13 protein-coding genes and 1 pseudogene are annotated in these 16,306 nt (G+C 68.2%); 5 read left to right on the top strand and 9 right to left on the bottom strand.

Annotation, left to right across the window (positions count from 1 at the left end):
- Nucleotide 1 precedes the first annotated feature (1 nt).
- Nucleotides 2-811 carry a helix-turn-helix transcriptional regulator gene (locus AVL48_RS32305; protein WP_061984432.1) on the bottom strand — a complete coding sequence of 270 codons (810 nt, stop codon included), beginning with the start codon at nucleotides 809-811 and terminating at the stop codon, nucleotides 2-4.
- Between the two features lie 276 nt (nucleotides 812-1,087).
- Here AVL48_RS32305 and AVL48_RS32310 point away from each other — a divergent pair, with 276 nt between their 5' ends.
- Nucleotides 1,088-1,912, top strand: a complete 825-nt coding sequence (locus AVL48_RS32310; RefSeq protein WP_061984556.1) for a GAF and ANTAR domain-containing protein — start codon at nucleotides 1,088-1,090, stop codon at nucleotides 1,910-1,912.
- Between the two features lie 167 nt (nucleotides 1,913-2,079).
- On the opposite strand, the gene AVL48_RS32315 is transcribed toward AVL48_RS32310, so the two are convergent.
- From AVL48_RS32315 to AVL48_RS32330, 4 genes are all read right to left on the bottom strand, one after another.
- A complete protein-coding gene (locus tag AVL48_RS32315; RefSeq protein ID WP_061984430.1) occupies nucleotides 2,080-3,618 on the bottom strand; it encodes an alkaline phosphatase D family protein in 1,539 nt (512 codons plus the stop codon).
- A 107-nt stretch (nucleotides 3,619-3,725) separates the two neighbouring features.
- A complete protein-coding gene (locus AVL48_RS32320) occupies nucleotides 3,726-4,688 on the bottom strand; it encodes an NAD(P)-dependent alcohol dehydrogenase (RefSeq protein WP_061984428.1) in 963 nt (320 codons plus the stop codon).
- 13 nt (nucleotides 4,689-4,701) lie between these two features.
- Complete coding sequence (locus AVL48_RS32325; protein WP_061984426.1) at nucleotides 4,702-4,917, bottom strand: helix-turn-helix transcriptional regulator; 216 nt, start codon at nucleotides 4,915-4,917, stop codon at nucleotides 4,702-4,704.
- Nucleotides 4,911-5,339, bottom strand: coding sequence for a hypothetical protein (locus tag AVL48_RS32330; protein WP_143104973.1), 429 nt, complete (start codon nucleotides 5,337-5,339; stop codon nucleotides 4,911-4,913). Before AVL48_RS32330 ends, AVL48_RS32325 begins: the two co-directional genes overlap by 7 nt.
- A 178-nt stretch (nucleotides 5,340-5,517) precedes the next feature.
- Between AVL48_RS32330 and AVL48_RS32335 the strand changes: the two genes are divergently transcribed.
- Complete coding sequence (locus AVL48_RS32335) at nucleotides 5,518-6,150, top strand: LLM class flavin-dependent oxidoreductase (protein WP_061984424.1); 633 nt, start codon at nucleotides 5,518-5,520, stop codon at nucleotides 6,148-6,150.
- Here AVL48_RS32335 and AVL48_RS32340 read toward each other — a convergent pair.
- A complete protein-coding gene (locus tag AVL48_RS32340; protein ID WP_061984422.1) occupies nucleotides 6,137-6,520 on the bottom strand; it encodes a MarR family winged helix-turn-helix transcriptional regulator in 384 nt (127 codons plus the stop codon). The genes AVL48_RS32335 and AVL48_RS32340 overlap by 14 nt on opposite strands.
- Nucleotides 6,521-6,606: 86 nt before the next feature.
- Between AVL48_RS32340 and AVL48_RS32345 the strand changes: the two genes are divergently transcribed.
- Entirely contained in the window at nucleotides 6,607-8,064 is a 1,458-nt protein-coding gene (locus tag AVL48_RS32345; RefSeq protein ID WP_061984420.1) for an MFS transporter, read from the top strand.
- 48 nt (nucleotides 8,065-8,112) lie between these two features.
- Here the strand turns inward: AVL48_RS32345 and AVL48_RS32350 are convergent, their stop codons facing one another.
- On the bottom strand, nucleotides 8,113-9,369 hold the full coding sequence (locus tag AVL48_RS32350; RefSeq protein WP_061984418.1) for a cytochrome P450: 1,257 nt from the start codon (nucleotides 9,367-9,369) through the stop codon (nucleotides 8,113-8,115).
- Nucleotides 9,370-9,417: 48 nt separating this feature from the next.
- Here AVL48_RS32350 and AVL48_RS32355 point away from each other — a divergent pair, with 48 nt between their 5' ends.
- Complete coding sequence (locus tag AVL48_RS32355) at nucleotides 9,418-10,146, top strand: alpha/beta fold hydrolase (protein ID WP_061984417.1); 729 nt, start codon at nucleotides 9,418-9,420, stop codon at nucleotides 10,144-10,146.
- Nucleotides 10,147-10,200: 54 nt separating this feature from the next.
- Here the strand turns inward: AVL48_RS32355 and pdxR are convergent, their stop codons facing one another.
- Both pdxR and metH read right to left on the bottom strand, forming a co-directional pair.
- Nucleotides 10,201-11,637, bottom strand: coding sequence for a MocR-like pyridoxine biosynthesis transcription factor PdxR (gene pdxR / locus AVL48_RS32360; RefSeq protein ID WP_061984415.1), 1,437 nt, complete (start codon nucleotides 11,635-11,637; stop codon nucleotides 10,201-10,203).
- Nucleotides 11,638-11,649: 12 nt separating this feature from the next.
- On the bottom strand, nucleotides 11,650-15,258 hold the full coding sequence (gene metH, locus AVL48_RS32365; RefSeq protein WP_061984413.1) for a methionine synthase: 3,609 nt from the start codon (nucleotides 15,256-15,258) through the stop codon (nucleotides 11,650-11,652).
- A 332-nt stretch (nucleotides 15,259-15,590) separates the two neighbouring features.
- On the opposite strand from metH, the pseudogene AVL48_RS40900 reads away from it, so the two are divergent.
- Nucleotides 15,591-16,292, top strand: a pseudogene (locus AVL48_RS40900) (DUF6531 domain-containing protein); the annotation flags it as partial.
- Between the last annotated feature and the right edge of the window lie 14 nt (nucleotides 16,293-16,306).

Raw genomic sequence — 16,306 nt, forward strand, 5'->3', positions numbered from 1 at the left:
TTCAGCCCGCCGATCTTGTACGTTCTTGCACCGCACGCCGGTACTGACCGGGGGTGATCCCGAGCGTTTTGCGGAAGTGCCTGCTCAGATGCGCCTGATCGACGAAGCCGACGGCCGTGGCCGCGCCGGCGAGATCGGCCCCGCGCCGGATCAGCGTGCACGCCTTCCGTACGCGGTACTGGGTCAGATACGCGTGCGGCGGGAGGCCGTAGGTCGCGCGGAAGGCGCGCAGCAAGGCGAACCTGGTGGTGCCCAGCACTTCCGCGAGTTCGCCGAGGCTCGGCGGCGCGAGGTGTTCGTCGCTGAGGATGTCGCGGGCCGCCGCGGCGACCGGTCGCACCTGAACCTGCTTCCGCGGGTGTCCGCCGTACCGGCCGAAGACATGGGCCAGCGCGGTGCACAGCAGAGTGTCCGCCGTGCAGACGTCCTCGTCCATCGCCCGGACCGCCGCGCGGAGCGCGTTCCGCGCCACCGGGTCGTCCGCGATCCTCGTGGTGAGGGCCGGGGCTTCGCCGAGACTGGACCGCACGAACCCCACGGGGACGTAGAGCGCGTGGTAAGTCCAGCCCGCGCCGGTCATCGCCCGCCCGGTATGGATGGTCTCGGGGTTGATCAGGACGACGTCACCGGCGCCGGCGTACTCGCGATCGTCGCCGTAGGAAAGTTCCTCCGACCCGTGTTCGACCACGCCGATCGTGTAGGTCGAGTGGGCGTGCCTGCCGAAGGCGTGGCGGCGGTAGCGAGCGTGCAGGACGCCCAGTTCGGGTGAACACGGATGCCATCGGTAGTGGACGAACTCGCCGGCTTCCACCCGGCCAGCGTAACCCGCAGGTCTCGTGGGCGGTGAAGACGGTTCTCGCCGTCTTTACCACCCACGAAGGGCGGTCGGCACGCGGGTCGCGGTAGGCGGGGCGATCGCATTCGGCTAAGGTCGGCTCCAGAAGCGGTTCTGAGCGTTGAGAAGTTAGCGCCGATCCGCCGGTAACCGGGTTGGTTGCGGCGGTTGATGGTGCGCGCTCGGCGCCGGTTCCCGCCGGTGGCTCCCGTGGTGCATCACGCCGATGTGCAGAAGTGGGAGAGGCGGGCTTTGGTCAATGAAACCGACTGGCAGCAGGACAAGAACCGATTCGTCGAGGATGTCGGCGACGGCGAACTGCCAGTGACCTCTGAGAACGGTACCCGGCTCGTCGCCGGGCCATTGGTTACCCAGTTCGTGTCCCTGACCAGGGCGTTGCTGGATTCCGGTTCGGTCGCGGCGGTACTCGAACGCGTGATCTTCGCGACCCGGGACCTGGTACCGGGGGCGGACCTGGTGAGCGTCACCCTCCTCGATCCCGACGGTCGGTTCCACACGCCGGTGGGGACCGACGAGATCGCCGGTGAACTGGACCAGTTGCAGTATCAGTACGGAGAAGGTGCCTGTGTCGAAGCGGCGCGGGTTTCGGGACCGGCGGCGGCTTTCAGCGACAACCTCGCCGAAGACGCCCGCTGGCCCCGGTTCGGGCCTGCCGCCGCGACGCTCGGGTTCCACTCGCTGGTTTCGACGGCTTTGCTGCCGGAAGCGTCGAGTTCGCAGCTGTCGGGAGCCTTGAACGTCTACTCGCGGCATCCGCACGGTATCGCGAGGGAGGACAGGGACGTGTTGTTGCTGCTGGCGACGCACGCGTCGCTGGCACTGGCGACCACGCAGGCGGTCACGCGCGGCCAGCTCCAGGAGGAGCAGCTCCAGCAGGCGCTGGACAGCCGGGACGCGATCGGGCAGGCCAAGGGCATCCTGATGGCGCGGCGCGGGATCGACGCGGCGGAGGCGTTCGAAGTCCTGCGGCACACGTCGCAGAACATGAACGTCAAACTCCGGGAACTGGCGGAGATGCTGTCCAAACGGCATACGGAATTGCACATCCCCGAGTGAGCAACGAAGGCGCCCCGGTGGTGCTGTGGCACGGAATACCGTGCCGCGGCATCGTCGGGGCGCTTTTCATACGGTCCGGCCGGGCGCCTGGAAGAGCACCCTTTCCGACGCGCGGTGTGCGACCACCCGGTAGGTCTGTGACACAGGGGAACCGTTCCTCTTTCGGCCTAGTGCCGCCGATATTGCGCCGGGGACGTGATCGTCGCCCGGTCCTCATAGGATCCCGGCCTGCCGCGGTCGACGTGGAACGTGGTCAGGGTGCTCACCGGTGAACGCGGGTCGCGCCTGTCGCCGATCACCCGGAGGTGGGTACTCCAGCGGCGCGGGGTGACCTCGTAGACGTCGTAGCCGTACCGGTTGCCCTCGAAGTACTTGAGATGCGGGTTCGCCGCGCCCATCTTCGGCCCGTTCGTGGCGTTCCATTCGGGGGAGTAGGCGCCGGAGGAGACCGAATGCGCGGTGAACTCGGTTCCGATCACCGGGGTGGCCGGGTCCGCGAAATCCGGGCGGATGTCGTCGACGAACGCGGAATGCCAATCTCCGGTGATCACCACGAGGTCTTCGAGACCGCTTTGGGCCACATGGGTCAGTACCTCCTTGCGTTCGGCGAGGAAGCCGTCCCATTGGTCGGTGAACATGTAGCCGCCGCCGCCCGGCTTCGCCAACTGGCTCAGCATGATCGAGTTCACCCAGCAGTGCCATGCCTCGCCGGCACCGGTCACCTGGTCCTTGAGCCACGCCTTCTGGTCCGCGCCGAGGATCGTGCCGTCGGGCAGGTTCTGTGCCGACCGGTACTGCCGGAGGTCCAAAATGGACAGATCGAGCAGGTCGCCCCAGCGCCGCTGCCGGTGGATCCTCGGCGTCGAGGGGTGGTCCGGCCGCACCGGCATGTGCTCGAACCAGGCCTGATACGCCGCCGATCGCCGCGCCCGCAGTGACGGGGAGGTGCCGCTGTAGTCGTTGACCACCTCGTGGTCGTCCCAGGTGACGAACCACGGGTGGGCCGCGTGGGCGTCCCGGAGCGAGGGATCGGATTTGTAGAGCGCGTGCCGCCGCCGGTACGACGGCAGGGTCAGCACCTCGGGGCCTTCGTGGTCGCGCAGCGGATTGCCGCCGACCTGGCCGTGCTCGTAGATGTAGTCGCCGAGGTGGACGACGAAATCGAGCTCCTCCCGTGCGATCCCGGCGTGCGCCGCGTAGAAGCCGTCGTGGAACGCCTGGCAGTTCGCCGACGCGAACCGCACCCGCCGGACCGGCCCGACCGGGGCGGTCCGGGTCCGGCCGATCCGGCTGACCTTGCCGAGCGCGTGGAACCGGTAGTAGTACTGCGAACCGGGCTCCAGCCCGGACACCGGGACGTGCACGCTGTGCCCGAGCCCGGCGGTGGCCGCCACGGTCCCGCTCGCCACCCGGCGGCGGAAGCCGCGGTCGGTGGCGAGCTCCCAGCCGACCTCGACGGTGTCGTCCAGCGGCTGCTCGAACTCCATCGGTTTCGGTGCGAGCCTCGTCCAGAGCGCGATGCCGTAGGGGACCGGGTCGCCGGACGCGACGCCCAGCGTGAAGGGCGCTTCGTCCCAGCTCGCGCCCAGTCGCGTGGCGGCCTCCTCCGCCTGCGCGACGGTCATCCGCGAGCTCAGCGGCCACGCCAGCCCCAGCGCACCGGCGGTGGCGGCGCCTCGCAACAGATCCCGGCGGTTGACGGACATCGGTGGTCTCCTCGGCGTTCGGCGGATCGCTCTCCGACACCGAACACTCCCAAGATGGCCGGGGGTGAACACGCGGGCGAACTCTTGTCAGCCGAGTCCAGCCGAGTTCAGACGGTGATGACGACCTTGCCGCGCGCATGGCCCTCGCTCACATAGCGGATGGCTTCGGGAGCGTCGGCCAGTGCGTAGGTCCGATCGATGACCGGGGTCAGTTTCCCTTCCTCGATGAGCGCACGCAGCGCTTCGAGATCGTCGGGATTCTCCGTGGAGAACAGGCCGCGGAGTCGGTGTTTCACGAACGGGCCGATGAGCAGCGCTCGCAGATTGCGGCCGACCGGTCCGATCCATTTCCCCTCGCCTTCACCGCCGACGATCACGAGGGTTCCGCGCGGGGCAAGGGATTTCCGCAGCGAGCCAAGCGACCGGTTCCCGGCGGTGTCGAGGATGAGGTCGTAGGTTCCGGTGATGTCTTCGCGGGTGTAGTCGAAGACGGTGTCCGCGCCGAGCGAGCGGACCAGGTCCACCTTGCCGGTGCCGCATACGCCGTCCACCTCGGCGCCGAACGCCTTGGCGATCTGCACGGCGTAGGTGCCCACGCCGCCGCCCGCGCCGATGACGAGGACCTTCTGCCGGGGCTGGACGCCGCCTCTGTCACGAAGTGCCTGGAGCGCGGTGAACGCGGAAATCGGGACGGCGGCGGCCTCTTCGAAGCCGAGCCGCCCGGGTTTGCGGGCGATCTTGTCCACCGTGGTCAGTGCGTACTCGGCGAAGGAACCCTGGCAGGTGCCGAAAACCTCGTCACCAGGCCGGAATCCGGTCACGTTCTCGCCGACAGCGTGCACGACACCGGCGAAGTCCAGCCCGCGGACCCGCGCTTTCGGTCTGCGGACTCCGAATCCCATCAGCCGTACGAGGTAGGGCCTTCCTTCCATGAGGTGCCAAACCCCGGGGTCGACGCCTGCCGCGTGTATCCGGACGACCACGCCGTCCGGTCCGGCTTCGGGTTCCGGCAGGTCGGTCAGCGCCAGGACATCCGTCGTGCCGTACTCATTCTGGACGATCGCCTTCACGGCGGCCTCTTTCTTAGTCTGGGTACTGGAAAACGTCGTCGAGCCCGACGCCGAACACCCGGGCGATCTGGAAGGCCATCTCCAGGGACGGCGAGTAGCGGCCCTGCTCGATGGCGATGACCGTCTGGCGGGTGACGCCGATCCGGTCCGCGAGTTCGGCCTGCGTCATCTCGCCGGTGGCGAACCGCAGAGCGCGGATGGAGTTCGTGACCTTGGTCGGTTTCACCATGTCTGGAATCCCCGGCGGTACGCGGCGATCTTCGCGATCGAACCGAGCAAGGACGAGAGGACGAAGGCGAGGTACACGGCGTTGGCGATCCAGAAGTGGTCGAGTTCGGCCATCGCCATGACCAGCGCCGCGACACCGCCGATCACGACGAACGACTGTCCGATGTGCTCGCCGAACCGGCCGATCTCGCGGTCTCGCTGGTCTTTGCGGCCCGCGTCCTCCGGTGAAAGCAGCGACGCGGCGATGTGCAGCACGATCGAAGCCACGATGGCCGCCCCGACCGTCCACAGCAACGGCGCCACGTAGAAGACGTCGGCGAGCGGGCGGGAATTCGTCCGGCCGAGGACGACGACCAGGTAGACCGCGTAGGCGCAGATCGTGACCACGGCCATGATCCACGCACGTTTTTCTTCCAGTGCCACGGCGTCTTCTCTCGGTTCGGGTCGAGCTGACCAGTTCAAGGTAAAGAGTTCTAGACACCGTGTCAAATATTCTTTACCTCGGCTCCAGCAAGTAGTTCGCGATATCAATAGTACGTACTACGAACTAAGGAGTGATGATGACACTGTTCGGATTCGGGCTGAGACCGGCGTCGGCGAGGTGGAAGAGCTTCTGCGGCACGCGGAACAGGCGGATCGTGCCGGGCTTGACGTGGTCAGCCTCGAGGGCGAGTTCTATTCCGTCGCCGGCCTCGAGCCGGCCGCCGCGGCGGCTCCGCCGGTCTGGACCGGCGCGGTCGGACCCAAATCCCTCGCGGTGACGGGGAAGCTGGCGGACGGCTGGCTCCCGGGGCGCGCGGCGGACTGGCTGAGCCCCCGGTTCGCGGAATCGCGCCCGATCATCGACAAGGCCGCCGTCGAAGCGGGGCGAGACCCGGCCGAGGTCGCGACCATTTACCACTTCCCCGGCCGGATAACGGAAAACCCGCTGGCCGCCACCCGGGGCGACGACGGCCGCTGGATCGGCGGCTCGGTGGAGCAGTGGGTGGAGGAACTCACCTCGGCGGTGCGGAACCATGCCGCGGCCGGATTCATCTGCTTTCCGGTCAACGACGGTACGTCCACCGGCAGCGTGCTCGGCCGCAGTTATCGGCAAAGTCGCATACCTGCTGGCCGACCCTGCACGAAACCGAGAGGGGAACTTCACGGCAGCAGCCGATCACGCCGAATTTGCCTTGACGCCAAGTCGACAGAAGGCGTCTCTGAGAGCTTCGCGGGGCTCAGGCTTTGGTGAGGGTCTCTCCGAGAGTCGAACGATGGGTCGGCTTCGCCTCTTCGTAGCGGCGACGTCCTTCGTCGGTCACGACGACGAAGATTCCCCGCCTGTCCGACTCGCAGAGCGCGCGCTGGACGAGCCCTTCCCGTTCGAGGCGGGCGACGAGCCGCGACGTGGCGCTCTGGCTCAGGTGGACGACCTCGGTCAGGTCCGCCGCGCGGCACTTGCCGACAACGCAGGTCACCAGCCGCTCAAGGGCTTCGAACTCGGTGACGCCGAGGCCGTGGCGCTCCTGGAGGCGGCACTCGAGCAGACCGAAGACCGCGGCATGCCGCGCGGACAGGGCGTGCCACTCCTGCAGCAGGTCTTGCTCGGCGACGTCGCTCACGCGGCCCAATATAACATGCGCATGAATTTAATGCAAAGGCATTAAATGCACTTGCATTAGATGCGCGTGCATGTAGTGTACGGATCATGAGTTCTTCCGTGCAGCTGTCCACCAGCTCGACAAGGTGGGACGCGCGCCTCTGGGGTGTCCTGCTCACTGTGTCCGTCGTCGTGGGCCTCGACGCGCTCGACGTGTCGATGGTCGCCGTCGCTCTCCCGTCCATCCAGGCCGAACTCGGCCTCTCCACCGGTGCCTTGCAATGGATCATCAGCGCCTACGTGCTCGGCTACGGCGGGCTGCTGCTCCTCGGCGGCCGCACCGCCGACCTGCTCGGCAGGCGCCGGGTCTTCCTCGTCGCCGTCGCGGTCTTCGCGCTCGCTTCCCTGCTCGGCGGCCTCGTCGATGACGGCGCGCTGCTGATCGCCACCCGCTTCATCAAGGGTCTCGCGGCCGCGTTCACCGCGCCGGCGGCCCTGTCGATCATCACCACGACCTTCCACGAAGGCCCGGCCCGCAACCGCGCGATCAGCATCTTCGCCGTGTTCGGTGCCAGTGGCTACTCCGCGGGCCTCGTCTTCTCCGGACTGCTCACCCAGGTCGGCTGGCGCTGGACGTTCCTGCTTCCGGTGCCGATCGCGCTCGCCGCGTTGGCCGCCGCGATCAAGCTGATTCCGCACTACCAGCCGCAGACCGGTGGCGGCTATGACTTCCCCGGTGCCATCACCGGTGCCGCCGGTTCGCTCCTGCTGGTCTTCGCCGTGGTCGAGGCGCCGGAAATCGGCTGGGCCGCGCCGCGGACGCTGATCTCGTTCGCTCTCGCGCTCGCCCTGCTCGCCACCTTCGTGTTCATCGAGAAGCGCAGCAAGCACCCGCTGCTCCGCCTCGGCATCCTGCGCTCGGGTCCGCTGGCCCGCGCCAACCTCGGTGGCGCGACGTTCTTCGGCGCCTACATCGGTTTCCAGTTCGTGGTCATGCTGTACCTGCAGAACGTGCTGGGCTGGTCCGCGCTGCAGACCGCGCTCGGCTTCCTGCCCGCCGCGCTGATCGTGGCCTTCGGTTCGCCCAGGATCGAGCCGCTGATCGACCGGCTCGGCACGCCGCGCACGATCCTCGCCGGTGTCGTCGCCCACGTCATCGGGTACGCGCTGTTCCTGCGGATCGACGAGAGCTCCAGCTACGCCGGTTCGGTACTGCCGAGCATGATCCTGCTGGGTATCGGCTTCATGCTGGCGTTCTCCTCGCTGAACATCCAGGCGACCAATGGCATCTCCGATGACGAGCAGGGTCTCGCCGGCGGTCTGCTGAACACGTCGATCCAGGTCGGCGGCGCGATCGGCCTCGCCGTGGTGACCGCCGTCCTGACCGGCAACTCGGGTGGGGCGACCGGCCCGGCCGCACTGCTGAACGGTTTGGCGCCCGCGCTGACCGTCGTCACCGGTATCGCCGTGATCAGCCTCCTGGTGGCGCTGTCCGGAGTCATCGGCCTGCGCAAGGCCGAAGCCCGCTCCGCCATCGCCGAACCGGAGTTCGCCGCGGCCGAATGATCGAGGGGTGATCGGCCCCTTCCCGCGCTCGGGGGCGCGGGAAGGGGCTCATCGCCACCAGCGGATCGGCAAGGACTTCAGCCCGTTTTGGAAGTTCGACCGCAACCGCACCGGAGTACCGGCGAGCTCGACCTCGCCGAGCAGGTCCAGCACCGCTTCGAACATCGCCCGCAGCTGCACCCTGGCGAGCTGGGCGCCGAGGCAGAAATGCGGGCCGTGTCCGAAGGTCAGATGGTCGTTGGGCGTACGGCCGATGTCGAAGCGGTCCGGGTCCGGGAAAACGGACTCGTCGCGGTTCGCGGCGGAGAACCAGACGACGACCTTGTCTCCCGCGCGGATGTCCACATCGGACAGCCGGACGTCTTCGGTCGCGGTCCGGCGGAAATGCATGACCGGCGTCCACCAGCGCAACATCTCTTCCACCGCACCGGGAAGCAGGGAACGATCGGCCAGCAACAGCCGGTACTGCGCCGGATGTGACAGCAGTGCCAGCAGTCCACCGGGGATGCCGTTGCGCAGCGTTTCATTGCCCGCCACGGAAAACAGCCAGAACAGGTTCTCGAACTCCGCGATCGACACCCGCCCGCCGTCGTCGACGTGGCTCATGAGATTGCTCACCACGTCGTCGCCGGGGTGCCGCCGTTTGTACTCGCCGAGCGCGGTGGCATAGGCGTAGAGATCCGGCATCCCGGCGCGCGTGCGCGGATCGGGCATTGCACCGTCCGGCCCCGGCACCGGTCGCACGGCCAGCGCCGCCCGCGCGAGATCGGTGACCTGGTCCGCCTCGACCGTCGCGCTCACCGCGTAGTCGGCGTCCTGGTAGCCGATCACGCGATTGCTCCAGTCGTACATCAGCCGCCGGTCCTGTTCGGGAATCCCGAAGACCTCGGCGAGCGTCAGCAGCGGGAGATCGGCCGCGACGGCGGCGAAGTCGCATCGGCCGTCCGCGGCGACCGCGGTGATCAGCTCCCTCGCCCAGCCGTGGATCCGCTCGGTCAGCCTCCCGACGGCGCGCGGGGTGAACGCCTTGGTGAGCAGGCCACGCAGCCGGGCGTGCTCGGGCGGGTCCATGTTCAGCATCATCCGGCGGACGTAAGTCAGGTCCTGTTCGGTCGCCGGATCCCGGATCTGCGTCCCGCCGAGGTGCGAGGAGAACAGTTTCGGGTTCCGCAGCACGTATTTGACGTCCGCATGCCGTAGTACCGCCCAGAAATCGTCCACGCGCACCACCGGCGACGCCCGGCGCAGCGACGCCAGGTGCTCGTACGGCACGCCGCGCGTGTACACGTCAGGATCGGTGATCACGGACCGAGACTAGCTCGGGGACGGGTGGCTGGGGAAAGATCGGGAGCTGTGGAGACACTGAAGATGCGCACCGCCGGAACCGACGGCCCCACCGTTCTACTCCTGCACGGCCTCGGCGCGACGGGTGCGGTGTGGGACGGCCTGATGCTGCAGCCCGGCTACCGCTGGCTGGCACCCGACCTGCCGGGACACGGTGCCTCACCGCGGTTGGCGCACTATTCGTTCGGAAGCCTCGCCGGGGCGGTCGCCGACCTGCTGCCGGAACGCGGTCCGCTGCTGGTGATCGGTCACTCGCTGGGTGGAGTGGTCGGGCTCGCGCTGGCCAGTGGCTGGTTCGGGCTCCGGATCGACGGCCTGCTCGCGATCGGGGTCAAGGTCGAATGGAGCGAGTCCGACCTCGCCAAGGCCGCCGACATGGCGGCGAAGCCGCCCAGGGTGTTCCCGAACCGTGAAGACGCCGAACGAGCGTTCCTCAAGATCGCCGGTCTGACCGGACTGGCCGAAGCGGACCCCGACGGCATCGTCGAAACCGAAGGCGGGTGGCGGCTGACCCTGGACCCTCGCGCGTTCGCCGTCGGCGCGCCCGACATGCCCGGCCTGCTCGGCGCGGCGCGCTGCCCGGTCGCCCTCGCCGCCGGGACGCACGACCCGATGAGCAGCGTGGATCAGCTTCGCGCCCTCAGCCCGGCTTCCGCGGAGCTTCCCGGGCTGGGCCACAACCCTCACGTCGAAGACCCGGCCGTATTGCTGGCCTTCCTCCGGCAATTCGTCCTCTGAACGCGGTGGTTCGGCGCCGAACCACCGCATTCAGAGGACGAAACGCGGGGGTCTCTAGCGCCGGATCCGGCCCAGGACGGCGATGCCTTCGGCGATGTCGCTCGCCGGGCTCGCCCCGTAGCCGAGGACCAGGCCCGGATTCATCGGCCGCTGGCAGTGCCAGGACAGCGGCTGCACCTTCACGCCCTCTTCCAGCGCGGCGGCGGCGAAGTCGAGATCGGAGAACCCGGCGTCGAAGGTGATCGTCAGGTGCAACCCGGCGGCCGCGCCGTGCACCACGGCGTCCGGGAGATGGGTCCGCAGCGCCTCGATCATCGCGTCCCGGCGCCTCCGGTGCCGTTTGCGCACGAACCGCAGTTGGCGCTCCATCTCACCGGACTCCATGAGATGCGCGAGCACCAGCTGCGGGAGGACGGCGTTGCCCAGGTCGGCGAACCGTTTGGCCGCGACCACCTCGTCCCGGTAGCGCGGCGGCACCAGCATCCAGCCCACGCGGAGCGCGGGCGCGAGCCATTTCGACACGCTGCCCGCGTAGCAGACCTGTTCGGCGAGCATCGAGCGCAGCGCGGGGACCGGCGGGCGGTCGTAGCGGTGCTCGGCGTCGTAGTCGTCCTCGATGATCAGCCCGCCGTCGGCGGCCCAGCGCATGAGCTCCCGCCGCCGTTCGCCGCCGAGCACGACGCCCGTCGGGAACTGATGCGCGGGTGTCAGCAGCACGGCGGGCGCCCCGCTGCGGACGAGTTCGCCGACGTCGACCCCGTCCTCGTCCACCCGGATAGGCGGGGTCGCCAGCCGCCGGTCGTGCAGATGCTGCCGGGCGCCCAGTGAACTCGGGTCCTCGACGGCGATCTCGGAGATCCCGTTGTCGCACAGCACCTGCGCCAGCAGCCCGAGGCCTTGCGCGACGCCGGCGACGATCAGGACGTCGTCGGCGTCCGCCGTGATGCCGCGGGTGCGCGCGATCCAGTGCGCGATGGCCAACCGCAGCGCGGGAGCACCCCGCGGATCGCCGTAGCCGAAGGCCGCCGCCGACAGGTCGTTGAGCACGGTACGTTCCGCGCGCAGCCAAGCCGTCCTCGGGAACGCCGTCAGATCCGGGACGCCGGGGGACAGGTCGATCCTGGCCGGGGTCGACCGCAGCGAGTCGAAGACGCCGATCCCGGGAGCGGGCTGGAAGATCGTGCCCGCCGATGGCGGCCCGGGTGCCGTTTGTTCCTTCGTCCGCGCGGGCGCGGCGACGACCACCGTGCCGGCCCGGCCGCGTCCGGCGACGTGGCCGTCCTCGACCAGCCGCTGGTAGGCCTCGGTGACCACGCCGCGGGAGACCCGCAGGTCCGCGGCCAGTGCCCTGGTCGCGGGCAGTTTGCTGCCGACCGGCAGACGACCGTCGGAGATGGCGTGCCGCAGCCGCGACGCCAGCCAGTCCGACCGGCGCCCCGGTGGTGCGTCCCCGATGTCCAGCTGCAGGAAGTCCGAGCCCTCGGCAGTCACCTGATCATTGTGTCACTCGGGGTCGTAGGCGAGGTTCGGGCGCAGCCACTGCTCCATAGTGGACAGTTCGAGACCGCGGCGGGCGGCGTAGTCCTCGACCTGGTCCTTGCCCAGCCGTCCGACGGTGAAGTACCGCGATTCGGGGTGGGCGAAGATCAGCCCGCTGACACTCGCCGCCGGTGTCATCGCGAACGACTCGGTCAGCGACATCCCGAGACGGTCGGAGTCGAGCAGGTCGAACAGCTCCTGCTTCTCGCTGTGATCAGGGCTCGCCGGATAGCCGAGCGCCGGACGGATGCCGCGGAACTTCTCGGCGTGCAGGTCCTCCAGCTTCGGCTCGGCGCCCGGCTCGAACCAGTCCCGCCGCGCCTGGAGGTGGATGTGCTCGGCGAACGCCTCGGCGAGCCGGTCCGCGAGGGCCTTCACCATGATGGCGCGGTAGTCGTCCTGCTTGGCCTCGAACTCGGCGGCGAAGTCCTCGGCGCCGAGGATGGTGACCGCGAAGCCGCCGAGGTGGTCGCCCGCACCCGCCGGAGCGATGTAGTCCGCCAGGCAGCGGTTCGGCCGGGACAGCGGCTTCTTCGTCTGCTGACGCAGCATCGGGAACTTGACACCCGACTCCAGGATGATGTCGTCGCCCTCGGAATGCGCGGGCCAGAACGCGTACGCACCCTTGGCCTGGAACCGCTTCTCGGCGATGATCTGGTCCATCAGGGTGTTCGCGTCGTCGAACAGCTCCCGCGCCACCGGGTTCTCGAGGATCGCCGGGTACTTGCCCTTCAGCTCCCACGCCAGGAACAGAAAGGTCCAGTCGACCATCTCGCGCAGCTCGGTGAGGGTCGGCGAGACGTACCGGACGCCGGTGAACGCGGGCGTCGGGATCTCGTCGAACGAGACCTTCTCCGGGTTGGCCCTGGCCTGCTCGACCGTGAGCAACGGTGTCCGTTGCTTGTTGGCGTGCTGCTCCCGCAGTTTCTCCTGGTCCTCGCGGTTGTTCTTGTCGAGGATCTCGGCGCGGTCCGCGTCGAGCAGGTCGCCGACGACGCCCACGACGCGCGAGGCGTCCAGGACGTGCACCGTCGTGCTTTCGTACGCGGGCGCGATACGGACCGCGGTGTGCTGGCGCGACGTGGTCGCGCCGCCGATCAGCAGCGGCAGTTTCAGCCCGCGTCGCTGCATTTCGGTGGCCACGTTGACCATTTCGTCGAGTGACGGCGTGATCAGCCCGGAAAGCCCGATGGCGTCGGCACCTTCGGCGACGGCGGTGTCCAGGATGACCGATGCCTGGACCATCACGCCGAGGTCGATCACCTCGTAGTTGTTGCAGCCGAGCACCACGCCGACGATGTTCTTGCCGATGTCGTGCACGTCGCCCTTGACCGTCGCCAGGACGACCTTTCCGTTGCCCTGGCGGGTTTCGACGCGGCCTTCGAGGCGAGCCTTCTCCTTCTCGGCCTCCATGAACGGTTCGAGGTAGGCCACTGACCGCTTCATCACGCGCGCGCTCTTGACCACCTGCGGCAGGAACATCTTGCCGGAACCGAACAGATCCCCGACGATCTTCATGCCGTCCATCAAGGGGCCTTCGATGACCTCGAGCGGTTTCGGCAGCAGCTGCCGCGCCTCCTCGGTGTCCTCCTCGATGAAGTCGACGATCCCGTGCACCAGCGCGTGGCTGAGCCGCTCCGCGACCGGCTTCTCCCGCCAGGAGAGGTCGACGACGCGCTGGGTTCCCTTGCCGTTGACCGTTTCCGCGAAGGCGACCAGCCTGTCGGTGGCGTCCTCGCGACGGTCGAAGAGGACGTCCTCGACCAGTTCCAACAGATCCTTGGGGATGTCCTCGTAGACCGCGAGCTGCCCGGCGTTGACGATGCCCATGTCCAGTCCCGCGCGCACCGCGTACAGGAGGAAGGCCGAGTGCATCGCCTCGCGCACGACGTTGTTGCCGCGGAAGGAGAACGAGAGGTTCGAGATACCGCCGCTGATGCGCACACCGGGGCAGCGTTCCTTGATCCGCGGCAGCGCGTCGATGAACGCCTTGGCGTACCCGTTGTGCTCGGAGATGCCGGTCGCGACCGCGAGCACGTTCGGGTCGAAGATGATGTCCTCGGCGGCGAAACCGGCCTTCTGCGTCAGAAGGTCGTAGGCACGGCCGCAGATCTCGACCTTGCGATCGGCGGTGTCGGCCTGGCCCTGTTCGTCGAAGGCCATCACGACCACGCCCGCGCCGTAGTCGCGGATGCGCCGGGCCTGCTGGAGGAACTGCTCCTCGCCTTCCTTGAGGCTGATGGAGTTGACGACACCCTTGCCCTGCACGCACTTCAGCCCGGCTTCGAGCACCGTCCAGCGCGAGCTGTCGATCATGATCGGCAGCCGGGCGACCTCGGGCTCGGTGGCGATGAGGTTCAGGAACGTCGTCATCGCCTTTTCGCTGTCGAGCAGGTCGGCGTCCATGTTGACGTCCAGCAGGTTCGCCCCGCCGCGGACCTGCTCCAGCGCGACGTCGACGGCGGCCTGGTGATCGTCGGCCTCGATCAGCTTGCGGAACTTGGCGGATCCGGTGACGTTGGTCCGCTCGCCGATCATGACGAACCCGGTGTCCTTGCCTATTTCGAACGGCTCGAGGCCGCTGAACCGCGTGCTGGGCCGCGGCTGCGGGACGACCCGTGGCGCCATCCCGCGCACGGCGTCGGCGATCTCCTTGATGTGCGCGGGAGTCGTGCCGCAGCAGCCGCCGACGACGTTGACCATCCCCGCCGTGGCGAAGTCGCCGAGCAGCCCTCCGGTCTCCTCGGGCGTCTGGTCGTAGCCGCCGAAAGCGTTCGGCAGCCCGGCGTTGGGGTGGCAAGCGGTGTATGTCCCCGCCAGGCGGGACAATTCGGCGATGTGCGGGCGCATTTCCTCGGCGCCCAGCGAACAGTTGACGCCGACCAGCAACGGTTCCGCGTGCTCGATGGAACTCCAGAACGCCTCGACCGTCTGTCCGGACAGCGTCCGCCCGCTCAGGTCGACGATCGTCACCGAGATCCACAGCGGCAGATGCGGCGCGACGTCGCGCGCGGCGGAGATCGCGGCCTTGCAGTTGAGCGTGTCGAAAATCGTCTCGATCAACAGCAGATCGACGCCGCCCTCGGCGAGCGCCTTGATCTGGTCGGCGTACGCGGCGTACACCTCATCGAAGGTCACCGCGCGGAACGCGGGATCCTCGACCTTGGGCGACAGCGACAACGTGACGTTCAGCGGTCCGACCGACCCGGCGACGAACTTCCCGCCCGCCGCGTCCGCGGCCTCGCGCGCGATCTGGGCCCCGCGGAGGTTCATCTCGTACGCGAGATCCTCGAGCCCGTAATCCGCCTGGCCGATCGTGGTGGCGGTGAACGTGTTCGTCGTCGTGATGTCCGCGCCCGCTTCGAGATACTGGCGGTGGATGTCGCGCACGACGTCCGGCCTGGTGATGTTCAGCAGGTCGGGGTCGCCGGTGATGTCGCGGGGGTGATCCTGGAACCGCTCGGTGCGGTAGTCCTCCGGCTTGAGGCCGGCATTCTGGAGCATCGACCCCCACGCGCCGTCGAGCACGACGATGCGCTCATCGAGCAGCTTTCGCAAGGCGGTCGTTTCCATCCAGCGCTCCTCCCATGTGGTGGGAGGCGCCCTTGCGATGAAGTCCGGGGCCGAGCGTGGCGGACCCGTGGTCCGTTGCAGCGCCTCTCGACCTTGGCGACGAGCTTACCGGATCTCGCATCTGGATCGTCACTCGAAGTTGTCCTCCGTTGCCGGTATCCGATGTTGGCCATGAGTCCCCTGCTCAGAGGGGGGTGTCGACGTGATGGTGACCACTGCCAGGGAAAGGGAGGTGTCCACAAGGTGGGACGGCCGTCGTTGGAGGTGAGCCGAACGGCGCAACTGTAAAAGAATCAGTAACAGCTTTCGGAGTGTGCCGATGTGATCATCGGATGGCTCGCGGGAGGCGAGCCCGGTCCGACAACGGAGGTAGGCGCTCAGGGAGGGGACGCTGGCCGGTCGCTTTCGATCGGGAGGCATCCGTCGACATCCCCCCGGTGGTGAAGGCCCAGTACCCGCCGAACGGTTACTCCGCGCCGACCCTGACGCCGCAGTTGTGGGTCGACGCCGTCGACGTGGACGCGCCGCCGAACACCAACGGCCTGAAGTACCGGTTCGAAATCTGCGAGAGCTACCGCCAGAACCCCGACGGGTCCCAGACCGGGGTTTCGTGCACCGATTCCGGGTATGTCGCCAAGCGCACGTGGACGGTTCCCCAGAACGCCTTGCGCTGGAGCAAGGACTACCAATGGCGTGCCTTCGCCTATGACGGGAACTCCGAAAGCCAGAAGTTGCCGCCCAGCCACCTGCTGACCGCGGTGCCGCAGCCCGAGATCACGTCGCACCTGGCCAACGCGCCCTACAGTGGCGGTCCGTCGGACTTCGATCCGCAGACCGGTAACTACTATTCGAGCGCTGTGGACGCGACCGTCCGGGTCACCGGCCCGGAGCTGAGCGTCGCGCGTACCTACAACAGCCTCGATCCGCGGCGGGATCTGATGTTCGGCGCGGGCTGGTCCACTCGCTACGACATGCGCGTCGTTCCGGACGACGACGGCTCCGGCAACGTCGTCGTCACCTATTCCGACGGGCAGCAGATCCGGTTCGG

Source organism: Amycolatopsis regifaucium (genome assembly GCF_001613935.1).
Lineage (GTDB): Bacteria > Actinomycetota > Actinomycetes > Mycobacteriales > Pseudonocardiaceae > Amycolatopsis > Amycolatopsis regifaucium.

Excerpts from the sequence above, each read along its gene's own strand:
- AVL48_RS32325 (WP_061984426.1), bottom strand. The coding sequence starts at position 4,917 with ATGGTGAAACCGACCAAGGTCACGAACTCCATCCGCGCTCTGCGGTTC.
- AVL48_RS32345 (WP_061984420.1), top strand. The coding sequence starts at position 6,607 with ATGAGTTCTTCCGTGCAGCTGTCCACCAGCTCGACAAGGTGGGACGCG.
- metH (WP_061984413.1), bottom strand. The coding sequence starts at position 15,258 with ATGGAAACGACCGCCTTGCGAAAGCTGCTCGATGAGCGCATCGTCGTG.
- AVL48_RS32315 (WP_061984430.1), bottom strand. The coding sequence starts at position 3,618 with ATGTCCGTCAACCGCCGGGATCTGTTGCGAGGCGCCGCCACCGCCGGT.